Origin of the sequence: Coprococcus intestinalis, from assembly GCF_023656595.1 — a bacterium.
Taxonomy (GTDB): domain Bacteria; phylum Bacillota; class Clostridia; order Lachnospirales; family Lachnospiraceae; genus Coprococcus_A; species Coprococcus_A intestinihominis.
Window position 1 is genome coordinate 45,089 of record NZ_JAMOKJ010000013.1, and the last position, 22,554, is coordinate 67,642.

A 22,554-nucleotide genomic window follows, 5' to 3' on the forward strand; every position below is an offset into this window, starting at 1 on the left:
ATTCCTTCTTTACCTTCTATTATTGACGCAATTACATCTTCTTATAGCGTTCAGCCATTTCATCAAGACTTGCCTGCTCAACAAGCGGTGCCTTACCGAATGAACCAAACTGTACAATCAGTGTACCAATAGCTTCTTTAACACCTTTTTCGATGACAGCAACCAGAGCAGCAACATCTTCATCAGGAATATTGCCGTACATAACGGTATCCATGATCGGAGGCAGGAATGCACGAGGGTCAAACTGATCTTTTTTCTCTTCAAGCAGTTTATAGACGCCGCCGATGGATGGGCTGTTACGTTTCTCCGGATAGTTATGGAAGAATTCTTTCATGTTTCTTGTAACAGCCAGACGGATATCTGTATCAACATTGATCTTGCCGATACCGCAAGGAATAGCTGCTTTCAGTTCATCTACAGAAATACCATGGGCATTCTGAATATTGCCGCCCAGGGCATTAATCTCATCAACAATGTATTTTGGAACAGTTGAAGAACCATGAGAAACTAAAACGCCAAAGATACCTTCATGCATCATGCACTCTTTGATGGCAATAACGATTTCTTTTCTCAGTTTAACATTTTTTCCTTTAGACGCACCGTGCATTGTACCATAAGAGATAGCCAGCGCATCTACGCCTGTCTTCTTAAAGAATTCAACAGCTTTTAATGGGTTTGTGTAAGTTGATGTTGCAGAAAATACGTGATCTTCCACACCGGCTAATACACCCAGCTCACCTTCAACAGAAACGCCTCTTTCATGGGCATATTTAACAACTTCTCTTGTCAGCTCTACATTTTCATCAAACGGCAGTGAAGAACCATCGATCATAACAGATGTATAACCGCCTTCGATGGCTGCTTTACAGGAATCAAAGTTCTTGCCGTGATCCAGATGCAGAACAACAGGAATAGGTGAATCCTCAGCATATTTCTTGACGGCATTGGCAATATTTTTTGCACCGATCTTCTTGTCTTCCAGAGTTGCATTCTGGAAATCTGTACGGCCGCCCATGAATCCGTTGGCCAGATCTGCACCCTGCAGGATTGCTGCAGAACGGAACATTTCATGCACTTCAATGGCCGCTTTTGCCTGAGCAACAGCGTTGACATTGAAAGCACCCTGCGCATAGTGATATTTATCAACAGTTTCAAGTAAAGGTCTTAATGGAATTAATGGCATTTTTAAAACTCCTCTCTATTTTCTAAATAATTCGACGTCCTTTGACGAATGTTTCTTTTATCTGGAATTCGCTGTCCATGATCAACACATCGGCATCTTTGCCTTCGCTGATGAAGCCAATGCTGTTCTGCAGTCCTAACATGGTGGCCGGGTTCTCTGTCAGCAGTGGTAGAATCTTCTCAGGGCTTTCGCCGGTGAATTTCATCAGATTTCTGAATGCCTGTCCCGTTGTCAGGGTACTGCCGGCTCTTGTACCGTCTTTGAGTTTGGCATCACCTTCTTCAACAATGACATCGTTGACTCCCAGTTTGTAGTTGCCGTCCGGCAGTCCTGCAGCCATAATGGAGTCTGTGATGGCAATGACTCTGTCATACCCCTTCATTTTCAAAAGGAAACGGACAGAACCCGGATGAAGATGTCGGCCATCGCAAATAGCTTCGCAGTATACATCCGATTCAAGAACCGCACCCATGATGGCCGGCTCATGCTGATGGAACAGGCGCATCGCATTAAATGTATGGGTTGCGGCTGCTGCACCGGCATCGATACATTTCCAGGATGTGGCATAATCCGCACCGGAATGACCGATAGCCACTTTGATGCCCATCTCAGTGATATCTTTGACATGCTCCGGAATACCTGCAACTTCCGGTGATACAGTTATGTAATGAATAAAACCGCCTGCTGTCTCCTGATAGTGCTTTAACAGCGGCATATCCGCTGTACGAAGCAGATATTCTGGCATCGCCCCTTTGTACTCCGATGCCAGGAACGGTCCCTCCAGATGGATTCCCATCAGATCCGCACAATTGCCGTGCGGCTGTCCTGCTGCTGTATTGGTTTCATAATGCTTCACAGCTTCTTTAATGCACCAGTCTGTCTGCTCTTCAGTATCCGTCAAGATAGAGCAATGCCAGGATGTGGTGCCTTCCTTTGCAAAGAAATGGCCGATTTTCTCGTAATCTTCCTGTGTGGCTGCATTGACATCCACACCAAAACCACCATGTGTATGCACATCGATAAATCCCGGTGTGACATAACAGCCTTCCGCATCATATACTGCTGTATCTGCATCTTCCGGCTCAAGAAAATCTCCGATCACAGCAATCTTTCTATCATCCAACAATAAATCTTTCTTCTCAAAATGGCGGTTCATATAAACCTGTCCGTTTTTTATTAATGTTTTCATTTTGTTATCGCCTCTGTCTGTTTTAACACTGCTGTAAATGCAGGGAATCATACTTCCATTTGCTGAACGCCCCGCCTATGATAAACATATTAATCTGTAAGGCTTGCTACAAATTCAGTAATCTTCAGATTAATATCCGAATGATTCTGTAATAAGCTGACTGGGAATTCAGATGTCTGTTCACCATAAACAGCACGTCTTACAACGGCACGATGCCAGTTTCTGAAGCAGCCCAGACGGATCTTACGTGCATGGGAAATTTCATTGATGCCGATTGTGATGCAGTAATGCGGCATATCCTCAAGGGCACCGTTAAAATCACCAATCGCATTGGCTGTTCTTGTTTCAGGCGTGATCTTTAAGACACGTGTCTGCTGTGCCAGAAATTCTTCATTGCTGAGACTTCCGTCTGCTTCATTGAAAGCAACATGGCCATTGATACCGATACCGCCGAAGCAGATATCCACACCGCCAAGCTGCCCGATCACTTCTGGAATGTGACCCGGATTCTTTGGATCAGGGAAGATTCTCTGTACTTCCGGCATCACCAGTTCAGGATTGATTTTGTCATAAACAGTACGTTTCATAAAGCCTCTGAAACTTAACGGATGATCGATGCTCACCCATTCTTTGTTATCATCCAGATATTCATCCATATTGATGAACCAGACATTTTTCAGGCTGATTTTCTCGCTGTTGACTCTGTCAACAAAATAAGGATACTGTCCTACAGGGCCTACAGGACAGATAAATACAGTCTTCTCACCTTTTGCATTATGCTCAACGATCGTATCTGCCATCTCATCTGCCATGGATTTAAAAACTTCTGCATTGTCTTTCATAATAATCAGAGGGAACTTTGGTCCTTTGGACAGGATCTCCTCTGCATTATACTGGTAATATTCATGTTTCATGTTATGCTACCACCTTTTATTGTAAAAAAAAACATTTTGTACTATACTACTATATAGACACTTTGTCAACGGAATAACAGATGACCCTTTCGTTAACCGGTCATCTTATCTATCAGTGAGGTTCATCTATGACGCTTAAAGAAATCGCAAAGGAAGCGGGAGTTTCTGTATCCACAGTCTCCCGTGTCATCAATCAGGAAAATACAAAAGCAGCCAGTCCCAAAGTGCAGGCCCGTATATGGGAGATTATCCGTCGTACCGGCTATTCACCGAATAAAACAGCCCGCAATCTGAAGCTTGGACAGTCTGCCGAGCTTCGCGATCCGGATCCCAAGTCCATTGCCTGTGTTTATGCCAGAACCCATACGGATATGTCAGATCCTTTCTTCTCACAGATCGTAAAGGCTTTGGAACTGGAAGCCATCAAAAGTCGCTATTTCATTCGCTACTCTTTTACTTCCCAAGACCTTGGCCGACCTGAAACTGCTGCTCAGCTTACCCAGTTTCCCGCTGACGGTATTGTTGTTCTCGGCCGTTACGACCAGCGGATTGCTTCTCTGGTCAGCAATCTCAGCAAGAATGTTGTCTACACCGGCCTAATCCCAATGGATTTCCAATTCGATCAGGTTGTCTGTGACGGCAGTGAAATTGTCTATACGGCGATTTCCTATCTGAAATCCCTGGGTCATAGTGTTATCGGCTATATCGGTGAGCAGGATAAGGAGCCCCGCTTCAGCGGCTACAAGGAAGCCCTGTCCAAACTTGATCTGCCATTTGCCCAGCGCAACACCGCCAATGTCCATCAGACATCCGAGGGCGGCTACGAAGGCATGAAAATGCTGGCCAGAACATGTGATGACCTTTCCGCCATCCTCTGTGCCAATGACCGTACAGCCATCGGTGTTCTTCATGCTCTAAAAAAGCTGAACTTCCGTGTACCTGAAGATATTTCTGTTATCAGTATCGATGATATCGATATCGCACAATATATGTCTCCGATGCTCACTACCGTTCATATTCCGACAGATGAACTGGGCAAAATGGCTTTCAAGGTGCTCCTTGACCGTGTAAACGGCGGCCACCGGATGCCGCTTAAAACCTTTCTGCCTTATTATATTGCCAAACGTGACAGCTGCTGTCCCCTCAACCGTGACCGCAGACTTTTCTCAACCTTACGTCAGCAGGCTTCTCATTAAGAGAGGCCTGTTCTTTTTAACGCCCAAATACCTCTACTTGCCAAGGGCTTTGAACATACGCTGTTTGTAGGCTTCCACACCTTCCTGGTCAAACGGATTCACGCCCAGAATTCCCGCTGATACATAGCATGTATACATAAAGAAATAAAAGATCTCTCCGAAACTGTACGGTGTTAATTTCTCAACCTCAAGCACCATACATGGCATCTTTTCACTGTGGGCACGAAGTGTGGCTCCATAAGCAGCTTCATTGATCTCTCTGAAGTCTTTGCCATTCAAATAATCAAAATCATCCTTCACACGACCATCCGGATGGACGATCATGGACGCCTGCGGATCTTTCACATGTAAAAATGTCTCAAAGATCACAGGGCTGCCATCCTGAAGAAACTGTCCGACAGAGTGCAGTTCCTCTGAGTATTCACCACTGATCGGATAAAGTCCCTGATCTTCTTTGCCTTCACTCTCCGCAAATAACTGGATCCACCATTTATAGAACCAGTGAAGCTGTGGTTCAAAGGATGCCAGCATTTCCATTCTGTATCCTTCGTTATAATAGAGATTTCTTGCCACCGCATAGCGATAAGCAGACTGTGTGATGTCTCTGCAGCCTTTTAACTCAGCTGCCATATCGGCTGCCCCCTTAACAAGGGCACGGATATCAATGCCGGCCACGGCCATAGGCAAAAGTCCCACGGCCGTTACCGCTGTATATCTGCCGCCCACTGTCTGCGGAAATTCTACAAAGCTGTATCCATGCTCTTTGCAGATAGTCTCCAACAGACTATTGCGGGAGCCTGTTGCAATGATACGCTCATTGGCCTTATCCCCATATGTTTCATAAAGATATTCTCTCAGTACCCTGAATGCCGATCCCGGCTCCAGTGTCTGAAAGTTCTTGGCAATACAGTCAATATAAACGGACTTGCCGCTAATCTTGTTCATGACCTGTTCAAAAGCCCATGGTGACAGTGAATTGCCGGCATAGACGATCTCCGGCCCATCACATTCCGGAAAAGCTTCAATCACTGAGCGGGCTGCATTATTGGAACCGCCCACACCAATGAGAACAAAAACATCTGCATCCCGGCGCACCCTTGCTGCCAGTTCTTCAATGGCACTTAATTCCGCCTCATTGGCCCATGTATCGATATCAAACCATCCGAGAGAATCTCCGTATTTTTCAAAATCGGCTTCACTGCCGATGCCCTCAAGCACCGGCAGATTGTCCTTCAGCATCTGATGATATTTTTCACAGCGTTCCGGCTGATGATCAAACATCTGAAATTGGATCATATTGTTCAAACGCCTCCGTATTAGTGACGATGCCCATATTCATCCATGCAGTCCTCTTCAGGATTCTTCATGCACAAATGAACAGCTGCTCTCTTGTATGTCAGAGGCAGCGCCAGAATGTTTGGATTCTGACCAACAAATTTCTTCTTGGCATCTTCAAGGGCTTCTTCAAATGTCGCTCTTGTCTTTAAGCCCATGCCTCTTGCATAGCCAGGTTCCTGAGCACCGACAATGTAAATGGCACTTGTATTCATTTCAGCAATATGACCGCAGGACATCATGGAAAAACCATGGAATGGATGGAACGCATTGCAGAAACGATATTTGCGGATATATTCTTCATTTGTTGCAAAATATTCACCGTAACGATCGATATCCGGCAGTGTATTCATATGATCATGCTGGAACAGCTCATACTGTTCTCTCAGATATGGCCATAATTCATCATGGAAATAGCCGTTGCATGCAGATGAACAGATGATGACGCAATTATCGCTCATGATTCTCTTGAAACGAAGTACCTGTGCACTTAAAGCCTGCATCATCATGATCGGGTTTGTGCCCATGCCGTCGCCATAGTGGAATTTCTGAGGCATACCAAATACCAGTACATCGTATTTCTTCTCTGCCCAGTGGACATAAGTTCTCTTATCTGCCAGTTTCCAGCTGATCGGCATCATTTTCTTAGCGTAACCGGAATAAATCGCAATCTGTCTTGAATAAGTATCCAAGACGGCATCACAGCAGAAGAACGGATGGCCCATCTTCTCTTCCATATGCATACTGATCTCATCGAATTTATGTCTCATTAAGCTGCCGCCGTTAACAGGTGTAAAGTCGTCTCTGTGCATAACAGACGGCACATGATGGCTGGCGATACATCTCCAGTTTGTGATACCTGTTGCACTGTGCTTGTAACCGCCTGAATAACCGCCGTAAGGGTTGCCCTGTACGTGACCGATGAGAATCGGCAGATCTGAATCATAAACATATTTGTTCATATAAACAGGATCACCGCGCTTTGTTGTACCAAGATAGATCATATGCTCCTGATCTTCGCTGTCATGGCTGATGATCTGACCTGAATGCCAGAATTCATTGAACAGTTCATCACCGAAAATTGCCTTGGCATCGGATGCTTTACTTCTCGGATGAAGGCCATTGGAAATGATAAACAGGATATCTTTCTTTTCTACGCCTGCTGCATAAAGTTCTTTTAAAATATATTTTATGCTTAATTTTCTATGGCTTGTTGGCTGCTCGCCGCCTTTAACACGGTCCGGAACAATGATCGTAACTGTTGTACCTTTGTGTGCAAGCTCTGTTAATGTCGGCATGCCGATCGGATGTGCCAGGCTCTCAAGATATGCAGCCTCTAACTGGTCCTCCGGAATACATGCAGGATCCTTCACTGTTTCACCAGAAATAAATACATCTGTATTATCCGGCAGTTCTGCCTGCATTGTGCCTAATCCATATTCAAAATCAAGTTTCATGTTATTTCCTCCCGATTATAATATTATCTGAGTTATAAGTCGTCTGTTTCCAGAAAATTGGAAACCCGGCGGATAGGCCGCCACCCGGTACACCGAAATTTGACATTTTTCGGCATACAAAAGGTGCCTCATGGTAATGAGCCACAAGGCACCTGCTTTTATCTGCCATTTTACTGTTAAAGATGGCAGATACTGCCCTGCAGTAAAGAATTAAAAATTCAGATTACTTACCTGCTTCTTCCATAACGTCGAATAATACATAGTCGTCTACAGGCACTTCAGATTCAACATCACCATTGTCGATGAAGTTCTTCTGCTGTACTTCATAGTAACCTTTGATTGTACCATCGCCTACATATTTAAGAAGTGTTGCGCTGTCAAGCCAAGCACCGTCGCCTGTCTGAGCAAGTGCGCTCTCTTTGTCTGTACCGCATTCCTGAGCAACATAACCTGCAACTTCATCATAGTTGTCTGGGTTTGAAGCGAAATCCATTGCTTTGTAAAGAGCCTTTGTAAATTTCACAAGAACGTCTTTGTTTGTTTCTGCGTAGCTTGGCATGCAGATCCAGCTTGCACAGTCAGCTGCGATATCAGAGAATGTTGTATTTGTACAGAATGTCTGAACATCATCGCCAAGTTCGTTTGCAATTGTTGTTGAGCTTGGAGACCAAGGAGCACAAGCGTCGATAGAACCGGAAACGATTGCACTTACCATGTTGCTGACTTCCATATCATATGCTTCAATATCATCCATTGTCAGGCCAACGGAATTAAGTGCTCTCTTTAAGATTGTTTCTGAAGATGTACCGGATGCATAAGCAACTTTCTTACCCTTCAGATCTTCAAGGGAGTTTACACCATGAGATTTAAGACCCATTACACAGTCTGCGTTGCCGAGCTGTGAGAAGCAGAAGATATCTGCCTGACCTTTAATACACAGTTTGTGTGCGCCAGGTCCGATGTAAGCGACATCAATTGAACCGGATTCCATAGAAGCGATTTCTGTAGGACCGTCCTGGAACATGTAAAGCTGAACATCAAGACCTTCATCCTTGAAGTATCCTTTGTTGATTGCTGTTGCTACCTGCCACAGTGATGCGTAGTTTGCCATGTAAGCAACGTTCACATGTGTCAGATCACCTGAAGCTGCATCTGATGCTTCTGTTTCCCCTGTTGTTTCAGATGCTGCAGCAGTTTCTGATGCTGCCTCTGTTGATGCAGGTGCCTGTGTTTCTTTTGCAGATGAGCTTCCGCATCCTGCTAAAGCACCCATTACCATTGCTGCTGTTACAACAACTGCCATGATTCTTTTTTTCATTTCCCAATCTCTCCTTTTCCTAAAAAAAGTGTGTCGGTGACCGGTTCATTACGCCGTTCACCTGTATCATTATAATCTCACATTCCGCGCAGAGCAGTCATTTCCTGAAGATGACGCTTCTGTGCGGTCTGTAAGATAATAATTCACTTATTATTTCTGAACTTCCAGATATTCCTGATATACCTGACTCCAAATGTAATTCTTCAATTCAACGAATCTCGGACTCATCTTTGTTGCCTGATCTCTCGGATGAGGAATATCAATATCGATGATCTCTTTGATACGTCCAGGACGTGCACTCATGATGACAACTCTTGATGCCAGTACGATGGCTTCTTCAATATCATGGGTAACAAAGAAACATGTCTTGTTCTCTTCCTGCCATGTCTTTAACAACTCTGTCTGAAGCTGTGTTCTTGTCTGGGCATCCAGAGCACCAAAAGGCTCATCCATAAGAAGAACAGAAGGATTAACGGCATAAGCTCTTGCAATGGCCACACGCTGTTTCATACCACCGGATAATTCCTTCGGATAAGAATCTATAAACTTCTCAAGACCTACCATCTTGATATACTTCTCAGCGATGGCATCCATTTCTGCCTGAGACTTGCCCTGAAGTTTCAGACCAAACTGAACATTTTTCTTAACTGTCAGCCAAGGGAACAGTGCATACTGCTGGAAGACAACGCCTCGATCCACGCCTGTACCTTCAACTTTGTGTCCATCTACGATAACTTCACCGGATGTCGGTTCCAGAAGACCTGCGATAATATTCAAAAGTGTGGACTTACCGCAGCCGGAAGGTCCGATAACACAGATAAACTCATTCTCCATGATGTCAAGATTGGCACCATTTAAAGCGATCATTTCACCATTTCGTGTGTCGTATTTCTTTACGACATTACGAATACTGACTTTTATATTTCCCTCTTTTCCTGCCATCCTGTTAACTTCCTTTCAAAATATTTAAGAATCTTCTCTGCCAGCATACCGATGATACCGATGATAATAATGTAGAGAAGCATTGGTGTTGTTTCATAAGAGTTAGATAATGCTTTGATACGCATACCAAGACCGGCAACTGCACCTGTTGATTCGGCAGCGATCAGTGTTGTCAGGGCTGTTGAAATACCAAGACGGATAGCTGTGATAATAAATGGTGTTGTTGCTGGGAAAATAACCTTAACGAAAAGGTCTGAATCCTTTGCACCAAGTACTCTTGCAGCTTTGATCAATGTCTCATCCACGTTGATAACACCCTGGAAAATTGTGACTGTCATTGTAAGGAATGTAGCCAGCCAGATAACGATGACCTGAGGTGTACGACCGACACCAACACCGATAACAACCAATGGTACGTAAGCCAGTGGTGGAATGTTTCTGATGAACTGGATCCATGGCTCAATGATGAATCTTACAGGTCTGTACCATGCCATCAGGAACGCAACCGGAACGGCTGTAACGAAACCGATCAGGAAACCAAGTAATACGGAAATTAAACTGCTTCCGATATCCTTGAACAGTAAACCTCTTGAAACCATCGTCTGGATGGAACCAATAACTTTAATCGCATTCGGAAAACATCTGGATGTACTTGGGATGATTGATAAAACTGTCCATAATATCAATGCTACTACTAATGAAATCAGCAGCCAGACACCCTTTGGAATCTTTCCGACAAAATCAGCGCCTTTGCTCTTCTTGCCCATTCTAAAAAACCTCCATTTTAAATTCTGTCTGTAAACGATATGTACTGTAAATTAATATCCGAGATAAGTCTTAATGATCTCCAGATATTCATCTGGATAAAAACCAATCTCTCCTGAAAATCTTGTTAACGCGATCAAACCGCCGTCAATCTCTTTGACGGATGCAAGCATCTTCGCATTGTCTGTCTTTAAGCCGCCGCCATAGACAACATCCATGCCATCTGTCACTTCCTTGACATAAGAAGCAATCTTCCGGATATAATCTGCATCCGGCGGAATCTTTCCAGGTCCAATGGCCCATACAGGCTCATAGGCAATGGTGACTTTACTCTTGTCTACGCCTTCAAGACCTACTGTCAACTGTTCCTTCAGAACTTCCTGCCATCTTGGTTGTTCATCGGCATTCTCCCCGATACAGTAAAGTACATCCAAACCAGCTGCAATAGCTGCCTTAATCTCTTTGTTCAGGATCCGGTTGACAGCTGCTGCATCTGTACCCTTGCCTTCAGCAATGATACTCAGCTTATCACGGCGCTCTTCACAGTGACCGATCAGTACAGCATCACACCCGATGGCTTTCATGGCATTACCTGTACGATTTGAAGTAAAGGCACCGAAGTTGCCGCCAACGGCTGTATCCTGTCCCAGAACACTCTGTGGTCCGATCTTCAATGCACTGTCTGCTTTTCTTGCTGAAACAGCACCAATCAGATGGGCTTCCGGGAAAAACATGGCAAACTCTACATCCTTTGGATTGTAGGCCGCCAGCTGATCCTGTGTGTGGGAGACAATATATGGTCCCCATTCCGCCGGCGAAGCGATGCGGTTGACGCCGCCTGCCTCTGTTGGAATATCAAATCTCTTCAGATTCAGATAAATATGTTTCATTGTTACAATTTCCTCCCTATATTGTATCATCTATTCTCTTCCCAGTATATGGATAAGAAACTTTTAGATATAATCTCTGAAATTCAGGAATTCAGGAAGCGGGCCACCGATCAGCGGTTCGCACCATTTCACAAATTCATCCGTGATGTCATTGCCTCTCTCGTTGATATAAGCTTCAGGAAGCTTTCTCTCATAAAGCATGACATCCTTCAGCGGTACAAGTACCGGTTCAACCTGATAAATATCCCCGGGCTGACGTTTAAAGCCGATCATATGTCCACCATTGCCGCTAGTCACAGCTTTGACAGCCAGCTCACCTACCAGAATTGCTTCTGCTCTGTCCACCGGTGACTGGAGGGCAATAGATGCTCTTCCACAGATACCCGGTTTCTCACTTCTGGCTTTGATACCCAGTTTCTTAATGACCAACTCAGCCAGATAAGCACTGACATCGCCATAATATACAGCTCTGTCGCTCTTGAAAATCGGAGGAACAATGGATTCACCATTCACGTTCGTCAAACCTTCACTGGCAACAACAACAACGCCGCCTTTTTCCTTGTAAAGTCTTTCTACATCTTCCAGAAATTCATCTTCATGGAATGGTCTTTCCGGCACATAGATCAGATGCGGTGCATCACCTTTCTTACGTCTTGCAAGGGCTGATGCTGCGGTGATCCATCCGGCATTTCTTCCCATGGCCTCAATGACACTGACATGGATTGGAAGTGACTTAACATCCTCTCCGACTTCCTGTGTCGTTGCTGCCAGATATCTGGCGGCACTGCCATAGCCCGGTACATGATCTGTCATTGCAATATCATTATCCACCGTTTTCGGAATACCTGCAACACCGATGCCGTGATCCCGACAAACTTCATAAATATGTTCACATGCATCCATCGTACCATTCCCGCCATTTAAAAGAACATAACCGATATGGTGTTTCTTGAAAATCTCAGGCATCTTCGCATAATCTTCTTCATACAGCGGATATCTGGATGATCCGATGGCCGAAGCCGGTGTGTGAAGCAGAAGTTTCAGCTTCTCATCTGAAAATGCTGTCAGATCAAGAAACTGTTCTGTAAAGATTGCGCCTGTTCCGCCAATTGCTCCCAGAACCTTTCCAATTGATGGATTCTTTTTAGCTTCACGGATAACGCCATACAAAGATGCATTGATTACTGCGGTCGGTCCGCCTCCATGTACAACTAAAAGATTATCTGCCATTTATCTGCACTCCTATCATTTTGTACACAATTATATAATGTGCACAAATGTTTTACATTTTTTGTCAATGCTTTGTTTCTTTTGATATACTTATCCTAACACAGTTTTTGTTTAAAATAAGGCCTATTTTATCCAAACGTTATCCTACTTTTTGCACATTTTACAAAATTTTTTTTGTGTATTTTCAACGATACAATTTTGATATATTCAATTTTAACACAAAATTGGAAATTTATTCCGACTTTTTGTGACAAAAAAGCAGACTAAAAAGGTCAAAAACCATTTTAGTCTGCTAAAGCTTTGACGCAAACGTTTGCTTTTTAAAGAGCAACTGCGAATTTATAAGTATTGTAAATATTGATGCAGATGATGATAAACATCAATGCCATAAACAATTTGTCAACTTTCTCATCCTCAATCTTCTTGTTGATCTTACTGCCAATCGTACCGCCCAGAAGACCGCCGATGACCATTAATACAAGATAAGACAGCTGTACAGGCGGAATCGTTCCCGTAACGACGGTCTGAACCAAACTGGTCACCTGTGAAAAGACAATAATGTACAGGGATGCCAATGCTGACTCTTTGGTGGACATCGAAAAGAGAAATCCCAGAACCATCAGGTTGATAGGGCCGCCGCCAATACCAAGGAAACTTGACATAATGCCGAGCACCAGGCCCACAATCACACACACAGCTGCATTATTCAGTGTCAGTGTGTGAATTTTCTTCTTAAAGATTGTATACACAAACGTTATACCTGTCACGCCAATCAGCACGATCGCCTGCACCATGCCTACGAAATTCTCATTGCCCACGGATGTCTTCACTGCCATAAACATCATCTTGCCGGCCACACCGCCAACAGCTGCACCAACGGCCAATAAGGTCGCAATCCGAAGATTCAGTTTCTTGCCGGCACGCATGTTCTTGTATACTGATACCACCGACATAGTCAGAACCGTACAGCCGGACAGAAAACTGATACATGATACGCTCATCACATTCATGGCGTCCAATACCGGCTTGATGATCACACCACCGCCGATACCACAGATGGAGCCCACGATGGATGCCAACAGGCTGACCGCAAAAAATACCACTATCATATTTCATTACACCTCCATTAACATGATGTAAGCATAACACTCACCTGGCAAAAATCAAAGGGATATAAAGCAAAACGTTTGCTTTATATCCCTTTTTTTTAGTGTTCTTCCCAATCAAAAGCACATCGAACCGCTTTGTGCCAGCCCCGAAGCAGTTTCTCACGCTTCTCATTCTGCATATCCGGAATAAATGTCCTGGACAGCGACCAATTCTGTTTGATCTCATCCTTATCCTTCCAGTAGCCCACAGCCAGCCCTGCAAGATACGCCGCGCCAAGGGCCGTTGTCTCAATGCATTCCGGCCGAAGCACATGTCGGTCCAGAAGATCTGCCTGAAACTGCATCAGGAAATTGTTGGCACAGGCACCGCCGTCTACCCTGAGATCCGTCAGCAGAATACCTGCATCCTTCTCCATAGCTTTCAGTATATCATAGACCTGATAAGCCAGTGATTCCAGGGTTGCCCGGATAAAGTGGGCCTTTGTAAAGCCTCTTGTGATACCGACAACCGCACCTCTGGCATACTGATCCCAATAAGGGGCACCTAATCCCGTAAAAGCAGGCACCACATAACCGCCGGCCGTATCATCCACGCTTTCAGCAAATGCTTCCGACTCCGATGATTTTTTCAAAAGCTCCAGGCCATCTCTTAACCACTGAATAGCCGCTCCTGCCACAAATACACTACCCTCCAGAGCATATTCCACATTTTCATCCGTGCCTGCTGCAATGGTCGTCAGGAGCCCATGCTCAGATTCAACGGCATGATGCCCTGTGTTCATTAGCAGGAAACATCCCGTGCCATATGTATTCTTGGCCATGCCTTCTTCAAAACAACATTGACCAAACAAAGCTGCCTGCTGATCCCCCGCTGCCCCTGAAATAGCGATGGTGCCGCCGGTTACATCCGGATCTGTATACCCGTAAATGCAGCTGGACGGTTTCACTTCAGGCATCATAGTCATCGGAATATCCAAAACTTCCAGCAAACGCTCATTCCAGCAAAGGCTGTGAATATCAAACAGCATGGTTCTTGAGGCATTGGTATAATCCGTTACATGGATCCTGCCGCCGGACAGATTCCAGATCAGCCATGTATCAATGGTTCCAACGAGCAGTTCACCCTTTTTTGCCCGCTCCCTGGCGTCTTCCACGTGATCCAGAATCCATTTAATCTTTGTCCCGGAAAAATAAGCATCCGGGATCAGCCCCGTTGTCTTCTTGATAAAGGCTTCATAGCCCTTTGCCTTCAAATCCTCAATGATAGGTGCTGTTCTTCTGCACTGCCAGACAATGGCATTGTAAATCGGTTTACCCGTCTTTTTATCCCAGACAACCGTTGTCTCACGCTGATTGGTAATACCGATGCCGGCAATATTCTCCGCAGTGACATGTGCCTTCCCCATGGCTTCTGCCATCACATCCTGAATACTCTGCCAGATTTCCATAGGATCATGTTCCACCCACCCCGGATTCGGAAAAATCTGAGTAAACTCTTTCTGCGCCACGCTGACAATTCTTCCTCCATGGTCAAATAAAATGCATCTTGAGCTTGTGGTTCCCTGATCCAGTGAAATGATATACTTCGACATATGTAAAATCCCCCTTATTCCCCTTTTTGTGCTTCCCAAAAACTAAGGTCAAAATTCCGTCCTCTATGCACACGGATTATTGTCGCTTTTATTATAACATATTTGATTGTATTTATACAGATACAATACAGCGCATCTGTTTTATCTGATAATTTCATTTATTGTCGATGAATTGACGGAATGTGTTAATCTTCTTTTGTTATTTTCAATAATTTTTCATTTTATTAATGGACTTTTTCGTCATTTTGTATTATACTTAAATTATGTTTAACCACTCAGATCATCATTTTTATTATCTGAGCATCGGTACACTATTTATTTTTAGGCAATATATACAACATCTTGTCCGTGAAGCACATCCAAAAGGCATCTTTTTTTGTATATATTGTCAGGGGAAAGGGGCGACGTTTATGTTCGTGGAATTCATTCTTGCATTACTTCCTATCATCTGGCTTTTCATTGCCTTTCTTGTACTGAAAATGCCCGGCTACATCGGATGTCTGATCGCACTGGCTATCTCCATTGTAGAGAGTCTTGTTATTCCGGCATTCAGCCTGACAGTACCTGAAGCTTTGACCGCAGCCATTGAAGGTGGTATCGGCGCGATCTGGCCAATCTGTCTGATCATTCTGGCAGCCATGTTTACTTACAATATCTGTGTAAAAACAGGTGCTATGGAAATGATCAAACGCCTTCTTACATCTGTAACCAATGACAAGCGTGTCCTTGTTATGCTGCTTACATGGGGCTTCGGCGGTTTCATGGAAGCCATCGCAGGTTTTGGTACACCTGTTGCTATCCCTGCAGCTATGATGGTTGGTCTCGGCTTTGACCCAATCTTCTCCGCTGTTGTCTGCCTGGTTGCCAACTCCATTGCACCGCCATTCGGTTCCGTTGCCATTCCTACAACATCCGCAGCCGGCGCTGTTGGTCTTGATGCAGCTCTTTTATCGGGTCCTGCCATCAACATGCTGATTATTCCGGCCATTATCGTTCCATTCATCATCGTATGGATGACCGGTAAAGCCTGCGGTTCCAAGAAACCTTTTGAAGGCATGATTCCTTTCACCATCGTTGCTGCTCTTTCTTATATCATCCCTGCAGCCATCGTTGGTAATTTTGTAGGTGCAGAATTTGTCGACCTTATCGGCTGTGTGATCTGTCTGATCGTTCTGGTCGTTTTTGCAAAGAAAATGCCGCCTACAACAGATCCTGCTTATATGATCGAAGCCAGTGAAGAAGAGGCTTCTGATGTTAAATTCGGTATGGGTGCCGCTGTGCTTCCGTATATCCTGATGCTTGTTTTCCTGCTTGGTACATCCAAGCTTGTTCCACCGATCAACGCCTTCCTTGGCAAGTTTTCAACAGCTTTCTCTGTATATGCCGGTGAAGGTGCCGCCACCATCAAGCTGGCATGGATTGGCAATGCCGGAACATTGATCCTGCTTGCCGGCATCATCGGCGGTTTTGCCCAGCATATGAGTATCGGCGAAATGATTTCAACACTTGGCCAGACATTAAAGAACATGTGGAAAGCCATGGTCACTGTTATTGCCATCATCGCTCTTGCCAAGGTTATGGGCTACAGCGGTATGACAACAGCCATCGCAACTTTACTTGCTGATCTTACCGGATCTATTTTCCCATTGTTCGCACCAATCTGCGGTATCCTCGGTACATTCGTAACAGGTTCCACAACATCTTCCGGTGTATTATTTGCCAAGATGCAGTATGAGGTTGCTGAACTTATCGGTGCCAACCCTGTTATGCTGGTTGCCGCCAACCTTGCAGGCGGCGGTATCGGCAAACTGATCTCCCCTCAGAGTATCGCCATCGGTGTTGCTGCGATCGGACTTGAAGGCTCTGACGGCAAGATCATGACAAAGACTGTTGGTATCTGTATTGTATTAGGTGTCATCGTATGTATTATGTCCTATCTGCTGGCTGTTGTTCTTTAACAACCCGCATTTCAATGTGTTCACTTTGAACACATATCAGATAAGACGCTTGGATATTCCGCTGGATATCTGAAGCGTCTTATCCTTTATAAAAATCATTTTTGAGGATTTTTTACAAATCAAAGGAGGTAAGAAAATGAAGGATTTAATTGAAATCAGATGGCATGGCCGCGGCGGTCAGGGTGCTAAAACGGCTGCCCTCCTGCTGGCTGATGTTGCTTTCAATAATGGTCTCTATGTTCAGGGCTTCCCGGAATACGGTCCTGAAAGAATGGGAGCTCCCATTACTGCTTATAATCGTTTAAGTCGTAACCCGATCCGCGTTCATTCCAATATTTATGAGCCGGATTACGTGGTTGTTGTCGATGAGTCTTTAATTGAAAGCGTCGATGTTACTGCCGGTACCAAGGAAGGCGGTGCAATCATCATCAACTCCCATAAAAGCAGCAATGAATTAAAACCGCTTCTTGAGGAAAAAGGTTATCACGGTCATATTTATACCATTGACGCCCGAAAGATTTCCATTGAAACTCTTGGCAAATATTTTCCGAATTCTCCGATGCTGGCAGCCGTTGTCAAAATTACCGGAGTTATGGAGGAAAAGGCCTTTCTGGAAGATATGCGCAAATCCTACGCCCATAAATTTGCTTCCAAGCCATCCATTATTGACGGCAATATGAAAGCATTGGAAATTGCTTTAAAGGAGGTACATTGAGTATGAAAACTGATATCAGAAAACAGGATATTGATGTTACCTGGCAGAATCTGAATCCCGGTACTGTTGTAACAGGCGGTGCCACGGCTCCTGAATTCAATACAGGTGAATGGCGTGTCAATGTGCCGGTTCTGGATATGGACAAATGCAAACAATGTCTGATGTGCGTGCCGGTTTGTCCGGATTCCTCCATTCCTGTAAAAAACCAGAAACGTGAAGATTTTGACCTGATGCACTGCAAAGGCTGCGGTATCTGTGCCAAAGTATGTCCATTCGGTGCCATCACCATGAAAGAAGGTGACGAATAATGTCAATCAGAGAAAGATTATCCGGTAATGAAGCAATTGCAACTGCCATGCGCCAGATTAATCCTGACGTTGTCGCAGCCTTTCCAATTACGCCATCAACAGAAATCCCTCAGTATTTTTCCAGCTATGTTGCCAATGGCAAAGTCGATTCTGTTTTTGTTCCCGTAGAAAGTGAGCACAGCGCCATGAGTGCCACCATCGGTGCCTCCGCAGCCGGTGCCCGCGCCATGACCGCAACTTCTTCCTGCGGCCTTGCCTATATGTGGGAAATGCTTTATGTGGCAGCCTCCGACAGACTGCCTCTGGCTCTGGCTCTTGTCAACCGTGCTCTCTCCGGGCCGATCAACATCAACTGTGACCACTCTGATGCCATGGGTGCCCGTGACGCCGGCTGGATCCAGCTGTTCTCAGAAAATAACCAGGAAGCTTATGATAATATGGTCATGGCTTTCCGTATTTCCGAGCATCCGGATGTCCGTCTGCCGATCATGGTCTGCCAGGATGGCTTTATCATCAGCCACGGTGTTGAAAATATCGAACTGTTAGAAGACGATGTTGTCAAAAATTTTGTAGGTGAATACAGACCCGAACACTATCTTCTGAATGCATCCGAGCCGCTGGCCATCGGACCTTATGCGAATCCGCCTTATGTTATGGAAGCCAAACGTGCTAATCTTCAGGCACTGGAAAATTCCAAAAAGGTTATGTTAGATGTTGCTGCAGATTTTGAGAGAATTTCAGGCAGAAAATACAGCTTCTTTGAATCCTACCGCATGGAAGATGCTGACTATGCCATGGTCATCATGGGAAGTGCTGCCGGCACAGGCAAGGACGCTGTTGATGCACTCCGCAGCATGGGTATCCGTGCCGGCCTGATCAAAGTCCGCATGTTCCGTCCATTCCCGGCATCCCAGATTGCAGAAGCATTAAAGAATGTCAAAGTTGTTGCCTGCATGGATCGTACAGAAAGTTTCAATACGGTCACAGGTCCTCTGGGCGCCGATGTCAGATGTGCACTTTATGATGCCGGCATCCACGCGAAATTCGTTAATTATGTATATGGTCTCGGCGGTCGTGATGTTACTGTTGCAAGCCTTACAAGTGTCTATGAGGATATGATGAAAATTGCCGCTGACGGCACAGTCGGACAGACATATCGTTATCTGTCCCTGAAGGGATAAGGAGGAATCGAAATGGCATATAATTTTAAAGAATATATGGAACGTCCCGACAGACTGACTGCCGGTCACAGAATGTGTGCAGGATGCGGTGCATCCATTGCCCTTAGAAATGTGATGAAAGCTGTTCATCCTGAAGACCATGCAGTTATCTGCAATGCAACAAGCTGTATGGAAGTTTCCACTTTTATCTATCCATACACAGCATGGCAGGATTCCTACATTCACACAGCATTTGAAAATGCCAGTGCAACCTGTTCAGGCGTGGAAGCTGCTTACAGAGCCATGTCCAAAAAAGGCAAAATAGACGGTACTTACAAATTTATCGCTGTAGGCGGCGACGGCGGAACGTATGACATCGGTTTCCAGTCCCTTTCCGGTGCTATGGAGAGAAACACCGATATGGTTTATGTCTGCTATGACAATGAAGCCTATATGAACACAGGTATCCAGCGTTCTTCTGCAACACCTCTGTATGCGGATACAACAACAACACCTGTCGGTACAGTCAGCAACGGCAAACCGCAAAACCGCAAAGATCTGGCTGAAGTAATCGCAGCTCATCACGTACCATATGTTGCCCAGACAACATTTGTCCAAAATTTCAGGGATTTACATATCAAATCCGAGAAAGCTTTATACACACCCGGGGCCGCTTTCCTCAATATTATGGCACCGTGTCCTCGCGGATGGCGCTATAATACACCGGATATCATTGATCTGTGCAAAGCTGCTGTGGATACCTGTTTTTGGCCATTATTTGAATGTTATGACGGTGAAAAATGGGTTGTCAATTACATTCCAAAGAAAAAACTGCCAATTGAAGATTTCCTGAGAAGTCAGGGACGTTTTGCCCACCTTTTCAAACCGGAAAATGAACATCTCATTGAAGATATCCAGAGAGAAATCGACAGACGCTGGGAAAATCTTCTGACAAGAGCCAACGCATAATCATGACTTACAAAACAGCAACTGAAAAACTGAAAGGAGCGTATGACTTACAATGGCTGAAGTTTTTGCATTAAAAGCAATTGACCACGATAATGTGGCCACCGTCTTTACCAACGACGTCAAAGCCGGCATGATCGCCAACGTCGCAGACAAAAAGGGCCACCACTTTGAAATTCAATTATTGTCTGATGTTCCTTACGGACACAAGATTGCCCTCTGCGATATTAAAAAGGGCGAAGAAATTATTAAATACGGTGAGGCCATCGGTGCCGCATCCAGGGATATTGCTGCAGGTGATTATGTCCATATCCACAACATGGACAGTCAGCGCGGACGCGGTGATCTGGAAGGAGGGACAGTGTAATGGGTTATACATTCAATGGTTATCGCCGTCCTGACGGTCAGGTCGGTATCAGAAATTATGTTGGTATTATTCCGAGTGTTACCTGCGCATCAGATGTTGCCTCAGCCATCTGCCGACAGGTACAGGGCTGTGTCACATTTCCGCATCATCAGGGCTGCTGCCAGATGCCGCCGGATCTTGAAAGAGTTACGGACACACTGATCAGTCTCGGCAAAAGCCCGAATCTTGGAGCTGTACTGATCGTCAGCCTGGGCTGTGAAGGTACTGATGTTGAACGCCTGTATAAAGAGGTCTCTGCCACAGGCAAACACGTTGAAATTATCCGTATTCAAGAACTTGGCGGTGTCTCCAACGCCATCCAGAAAGGTACCGATATCGCCCGGAATATGGCCATAGAAATTTCCGGCCTGCAGCGTGAAGAAACAGATATCTCCGAAGTCGTTATGTCCATTAAATGCGGTGCCTCTGATACAACTTCCGGTATCGCTTCCAACTGTGTCATCGGCTATGTTGCTGACAAACTGGTGGATCTTGGTGCAACAGTTATCTTTGGCGAAACAACAGAATTCATTGGCGGTGAACATCTTCTGGCCCGCCGTGCCGTGGGCGGTGAAAACGGTCCTGTCGGCCGGAAGATCTACCAGATCGTCAATGAAATGGAGGGACGTGCCAAAGCCATCGGCTGCGATATGAGAAAAGGTCAGCCAACACCGGGCAATATCGCCGGCGGATTAAGCTCTATTGAAGAAAAGAGTCTTGGAGCTATTATGAAATCCGGCAGCCGTCCGATTCAGGGTGTTCTTGAATATCCTCAGCATGCTGCCGGCTGCAAAGGCCTCTGGATCAAGGATACTCCGGGACGTGAACCGGAAATCCTGACAGGTATGGCTGCAACAGGCGCCCAGTTTATGATGTTTTCCACCGGCCGCGGTGCCCCTCAGGGCTTTCCGTGCATGCCGGTGATCAAAATCTGCGGCAATCCAAATACTTACGAACGGATGAAAAACGATATGGATCTCAACGCCGGTGTCATTATTGAGGGCAAAAACAGTATCAATGAAGTCGGCGAAGCTGCTTTTGAGAAAATGCTGCGTGTCCTGAACGGGGAAATGACACGAAATGAGGCCATCCAGTACTTTACTTCCATCGATATCCACTGTCTCGGACCTGTCATCTGATAAAAGGTCTACTCTACCACAAAATGCCGTCGCACCGGAGATTTCTATCATCCCGGATGCGACGGCATTCTTTATGTATTTTATCTTCTATTTCTTGTGAACCTGCTTCCCTGAGCCTTCAATTACTTTGCTGCAGATTCTCTTTTCCTGATTTCACGGATCAGACAGTACTGCTTCAGATCAAAGTGTTTCTGTACAATACCAAAAACCTTGAAATCAAAACGCTGATAAAATTCCACATTCACCGGATTGTGTGTCTCCAAAGACACCATCATCCGATGTTTGTCGGCATATCGAATCACCTCATTCATCAGCACATCCGCTAACCCATGATGCTGCATATTCGGTCGCACCGCCAGATAAATTACATGAAGGCGATGTTTCTGATGCAGCTGGTCTGTCCATGCAGAATTCAAGTAATCTCTCCCCAGAATGAAATTCCAGAATGTATGCATGGAAACATCTTCTTTTAGAAGATAACCATCCGTCTTTAATGCTGCCGCAATTTCTGTAAAATACGCTTTAAATAAATGCTCATAGGGTTCCATTTCATCGGAAACCACCAACAGACTGTTGCATTCCGGGCTGTCTGCATAAATATCACAGCATTCATAGAACTCCGTCAGATCACATTTAAAAAGCTCCGGCATCAACCTTTCCCTGACGTCTTTGTTTGGAATCAGGCTATGATAAAGCGGGTCCTCTCTAAAACACTGCGTCAGCAAATTCTCCAGTTTCGGCAGGTCCTCTTTCTGCACCTGATATAGTCTTTCACTTTCCAT

21 protein-coding genes are annotated in these 22,554 nt (G+C 45.1%); 8 read left to right on the top strand and 13 right to left on the bottom strand.

The genetic code is table 11. The features are described from left to right. Window positions 1-31 precede the first annotated feature (31 nt). From NBH03_RS10440 to NBH03_RS10450, 3 genes are all read right to left on the bottom strand, one after another. On the bottom strand, window positions 32-1,183 hold the full coding sequence (locus tag NBH03_RS10440; RefSeq protein ID WP_117528244.1) for a class II fructose-bisphosphate aldolase: 1,152 nt from the start codon (window positions 1,181-1,183) through the stop codon (window positions 32-34). A gap of 22 nt (window positions 1,184-1,205) precedes the next feature. Further along, window positions 1,206-2,372, bottom strand: coding sequence for an N-acetylglucosamine-6-phosphate deacetylase (nagA, locus tag NBH03_RS10445; protein WP_250799545.1), 1,167 nt, complete (start codon window positions 2,370-2,372; stop codon window positions 1,206-1,208). Between the two features lie 89 nt (window positions 2,373-2,461). Next, window positions 2,462-3,286: a sugar phosphate isomerase family gene (locus NBH03_RS10450; RefSeq protein ID WP_215689762.1), complete on the bottom strand. Its 825-nt coding sequence runs from the start codon at window positions 3,284-3,286 to the stop codon at window positions 2,462-2,464. 128 nt (window positions 3,287-3,414) lie between these two features. On the opposite strand from NBH03_RS10450, the gene NBH03_RS10455 reads away from it, so the two are divergent. After that, window positions 3,415-4,482: a LacI family DNA-binding transcriptional regulator gene (locus NBH03_RS10455; RefSeq protein ID WP_250799546.1), complete on the top strand. Its 1,068-nt coding sequence runs from the start codon at window positions 3,415-3,417 to the stop codon at window positions 4,480-4,482. 33 nt (window positions 4,483-4,515) lie between these two features. Here the strand turns inward: NBH03_RS10455 and NBH03_RS10460 are convergent, their stop codons facing one another. The 9 genes from NBH03_RS10460 to glpK all read right to left on the bottom strand — a co-directional run bounded on the left by NBH03_RS10460 (window position 4,516) and on the right by glpK (window position 15,120). Further along, complete coding sequence (locus NBH03_RS10460; protein ID WP_250799547.1) at window positions 4,516-5,778, bottom strand: phosphoglucose isomerase-related protein; 1,263 nt, start codon at window positions 5,776-5,778, stop codon at window positions 4,516-4,518. A 20-nt stretch (window positions 5,779-5,798) separates the two neighbouring features. Continuing rightward, window positions 5,799-7,274 carry a lactate racemase domain-containing protein gene (locus tag NBH03_RS10465; protein WP_250799548.1) on the bottom strand — a complete coding sequence of 492 codons (1,476 nt, stop codon included), beginning with the start codon at window positions 7,272-7,274 and terminating at the stop codon, window positions 5,799-5,801. Between the two features lie 223 nt (window positions 7,275-7,497). Further along, the gene (locus tag NBH03_RS10470) at window positions 7,498-8,592 is read right to left on the bottom strand and encodes an ABC transporter substrate-binding protein (RefSeq protein WP_215689759.1); all 1,095 of its coding nucleotides are present in this window, start codon (window positions 8,590-8,592) and stop codon (window positions 7,498-7,500) included. 150 nt (window positions 8,593-8,742) lie between these two features. Next, entirely contained in the window at window positions 8,743-9,534 is a 792-nt protein-coding gene (locus tag NBH03_RS10475; RefSeq protein WP_227081788.1) for an ABC transporter ATP-binding protein, read from the bottom strand. Continuing rightward, window positions 9,510-10,301, bottom strand: coding sequence for an ABC transporter permease (locus tag NBH03_RS10480; protein WP_015513689.1), 792 nt, complete (start codon window positions 10,299-10,301; stop codon window positions 9,510-9,512). Before NBH03_RS10480 ends, NBH03_RS10475 begins: the two co-directional genes overlap by 25 nt. 51 nt (window positions 10,302-10,352) lie before the next feature. After that, window positions 10,353-11,189 carry a triose-phosphate isomerase gene (locus NBH03_RS10485; RefSeq protein ID WP_250799549.1) on the bottom strand — a complete coding sequence of 279 codons (837 nt, stop codon included), beginning with the start codon at window positions 11,187-11,189 and terminating at the stop codon, window positions 10,353-10,355. Between the two features lie 63 nt (window positions 11,190-11,252). Next, the gene (locus NBH03_RS10490; RefSeq protein WP_015513687.1) at window positions 11,253-12,419 is read right to left on the bottom strand and encodes a diphosphate--fructose-6-phosphate 1-phosphotransferase; all 1,167 of its coding nucleotides are present in this window, start codon (window positions 12,417-12,419) and stop codon (window positions 11,253-11,255) included. A 320-nt stretch (window positions 12,420-12,739) separates the two neighbouring features. Further along, window positions 12,740-13,528 (bottom strand): sulfite exporter TauE/SafE family protein, encoded by a 789-nt coding sequence (locus NBH03_RS10495; protein WP_250799550.1) that lies wholly within the window; start codon window positions 13,526-13,528, stop codon window positions 12,740-12,742. 98 nt (window positions 13,529-13,626) lie between these two features. After that, on the bottom strand, window positions 13,627-15,120 hold the full coding sequence (glpK, locus tag NBH03_RS10500; protein WP_250799551.1) for a glycerol kinase GlpK: 1,494 nt from the start codon (window positions 15,118-15,120) through the stop codon (window positions 13,627-13,629). A 410-nt stretch (window positions 15,121-15,530) separates the two neighbouring features. Between glpK and NBH03_RS10505 the strand changes: the two genes are divergently transcribed. The 7 genes from NBH03_RS10505 (at window position 15,531) to NBH03_RS10535 (ending at window position 21,772) form a co-directional block, all read left to right on the top strand. Further along, entirely contained in the window at window positions 15,531-17,078 is a 1,548-nt protein-coding gene (locus NBH03_RS10505; protein ID WP_221718580.1) for an L-lactate permease, read from the top strand. Window positions 17,079-17,214: 136 nt separating this feature from the next. Continuing rightward, entirely contained in the window at window positions 17,215-17,793 is a 579-nt protein-coding gene (locus NBH03_RS10510) for a 2-oxoacid:acceptor oxidoreductase subunit gamma family protein (RefSeq protein ID WP_250799552.1), read from the top strand. Between the two features lie 2 nt (window positions 17,794-17,795). Further along, complete coding sequence (locus tag NBH03_RS10515; protein ID WP_178438450.1) at window positions 17,796-18,101, top strand: 4Fe-4S binding protein; 306 nt, start codon at window positions 17,796-17,798, stop codon at window positions 18,099-18,101. After that, on the top strand, window positions 18,101-19,282 hold the full coding sequence (gene porA, locus NBH03_RS10520) for a pyruvate ferredoxin oxidoreductase (protein WP_178438447.1): 1,182 nt from the start codon (window positions 18,101-18,103) through the stop codon (window positions 19,280-19,282). Before NBH03_RS10515 ends, porA begins: the two co-directional genes overlap by 1 nt. A gap of 12 nt (window positions 19,283-19,294) precedes the next feature. Continuing rightward, window positions 19,295-20,230 carry a thiamine pyrophosphate-dependent enzyme gene (locus NBH03_RS10525; RefSeq protein WP_250799553.1) on the top strand — a complete coding sequence of 312 codons (936 nt, stop codon included), beginning with the start codon at window positions 19,295-19,297 and terminating at the stop codon, window positions 20,228-20,230. A gap of 52 nt (window positions 20,231-20,282) precedes the next feature. Next, window positions 20,283-20,594: a UxaA family hydrolase gene (locus tag NBH03_RS10530; RefSeq protein WP_178438442.1), complete on the top strand. Its 312-nt coding sequence runs from the start codon at window positions 20,283-20,285 to the stop codon at window positions 20,592-20,594. Then, complete coding sequence (locus NBH03_RS10535; RefSeq protein ID WP_221718578.1) at window positions 20,594-21,772, top strand: UxaA family hydrolase; 1,179 nt, start codon at window positions 20,594-20,596, stop codon at window positions 21,770-21,772. Before NBH03_RS10530 ends, NBH03_RS10535 begins: the two co-directional genes overlap by 1 nt. A gap of 122 nt (window positions 21,773-21,894) precedes the next feature. Here NBH03_RS10535 and NBH03_RS10540 read toward each other — a convergent pair whose 3' ends face one another. After that, window positions 21,895-22,554, bottom strand: a complete 660-nt coding sequence (locus NBH03_RS10540) for a GNAT family N-acetyltransferase (RefSeq protein ID WP_250799554.1) — start codon at window positions 22,552-22,554, stop codon at window positions 21,895-21,897.

Coding starts and splice junctions, on each gene's coding strand:
- NBH03_RS10440 (WP_117528244.1), bottom strand. CDS start 1,183: ATGCCATTAATTCCATTAAGACCTTTACTTGAAACTGTTGATAAATAT.
- nagA (WP_250799545.1), bottom strand. CDS start 2,372: ATGAAAACATTAATAAAAAACGGACAGGTTTATATGAACCGCCATTTT.
- NBH03_RS10450 (WP_215689762.1), bottom strand. CDS start 3,286: ATGAAACATGAATATTACCAGTATAATGCAGAGGAGATCCTGTCCAAA.
- NBH03_RS10455 (WP_250799546.1), top strand. CDS start 3,415: ATGACGCTTAAAGAAATCGCAAAGGAAGCGGGAGTTTCTGTATCCACA.
- NBH03_RS10460 (WP_250799547.1), bottom strand. CDS start 5,778: ATGATCCAATTTCAGATGTTTGATCATCAGCCGGAACGCTGTGAAAAA.
- NBH03_RS10465 (WP_250799548.1), bottom strand. CDS start 7,274: ATGAAACTTGATTTTGAATATGGATTAGGCACAATGCAGGCAGAACTG.
- NBH03_RS10470 (WP_215689759.1), bottom strand. CDS start 8,592: ATGAAAAAAAGAATCATGGCAGTTGTTGTAACAGCAGCAATGGTAATG.
- NBH03_RS10475 (WP_227081788.1), bottom strand. CDS start 9,534: ATGGCAGGAAAAGAGGGAAATATAAAAGTCAGTATTCGTAATGTCGTA.
- NBH03_RS10480 (WP_015513689.1), bottom strand. CDS start 10,301: ATGGGCAAGAAGAGCAAAGGCGCTGATTTTGTCGGAAAGATTCCAAAG.
- NBH03_RS10485 (WP_250799549.1), bottom strand. CDS start 11,189: ATGAAACATATTTATCTGAATCTGAAGAGATTTGATATTCCAACAGAG.
- NBH03_RS10490 (WP_015513687.1), bottom strand. CDS start 12,419: ATGGCAGATAATCTTTTAGTTGTACATGGAGGCGGACCGACCGCAGTA.
- NBH03_RS10495 (WP_250799550.1), bottom strand. CDS start 13,528: ATGATAGTGGTATTTTTTGCGGTCAGCCTGTTGGCATCCATCGTGGGC.
- glpK (WP_250799551.1), bottom strand. CDS start 15,120: ATGTCGAAGTATATCATTTCACTGGATCAGGGAACCACAAGCTCAAGA.
- NBH03_RS10505 (WP_221718580.1), top strand. CDS start 15,531: ATGTTCGTGGAATTCATTCTTGCATTACTTCCTATCATCTGGCTTTTC.
- NBH03_RS10510 (WP_250799552.1), top strand. CDS start 17,215: ATGAAGGATTTAATTGAAATCAGATGGCATGGCCGCGGCGGTCAGGGT.
- NBH03_RS10515 (WP_178438450.1), top strand. CDS start 17,796: ATGAAAACTGATATCAGAAAACAGGATATTGATGTTACCTGGCAGAAT.
- porA (WP_178438447.1), top strand. CDS start 18,101: ATGTCAATCAGAGAAAGATTATCCGGTAATGAAGCAATTGCAACTGCC.
- NBH03_RS10525 (WP_250799553.1), top strand. CDS start 19,295: ATGGCATATAATTTTAAAGAATATATGGAACGTCCCGACAGACTGACT.
- NBH03_RS10530 (WP_178438442.1), top strand. CDS start 20,283: ATGGCTGAAGTTTTTGCATTAAAAGCAATTGACCACGATAATGTGGCC.
- NBH03_RS10535 (WP_221718578.1), top strand. CDS start 20,594: ATGGGTTATACATTCAATGGTTATCGCCGTCCTGACGGTCAGGTCGGT.
- NBH03_RS10540 (WP_250799554.1), bottom strand. CDS start 22,554: ATGGAAAGTGAAAGACTATATCAGGTGCAGAAAGAGGACCTGCCGAAA.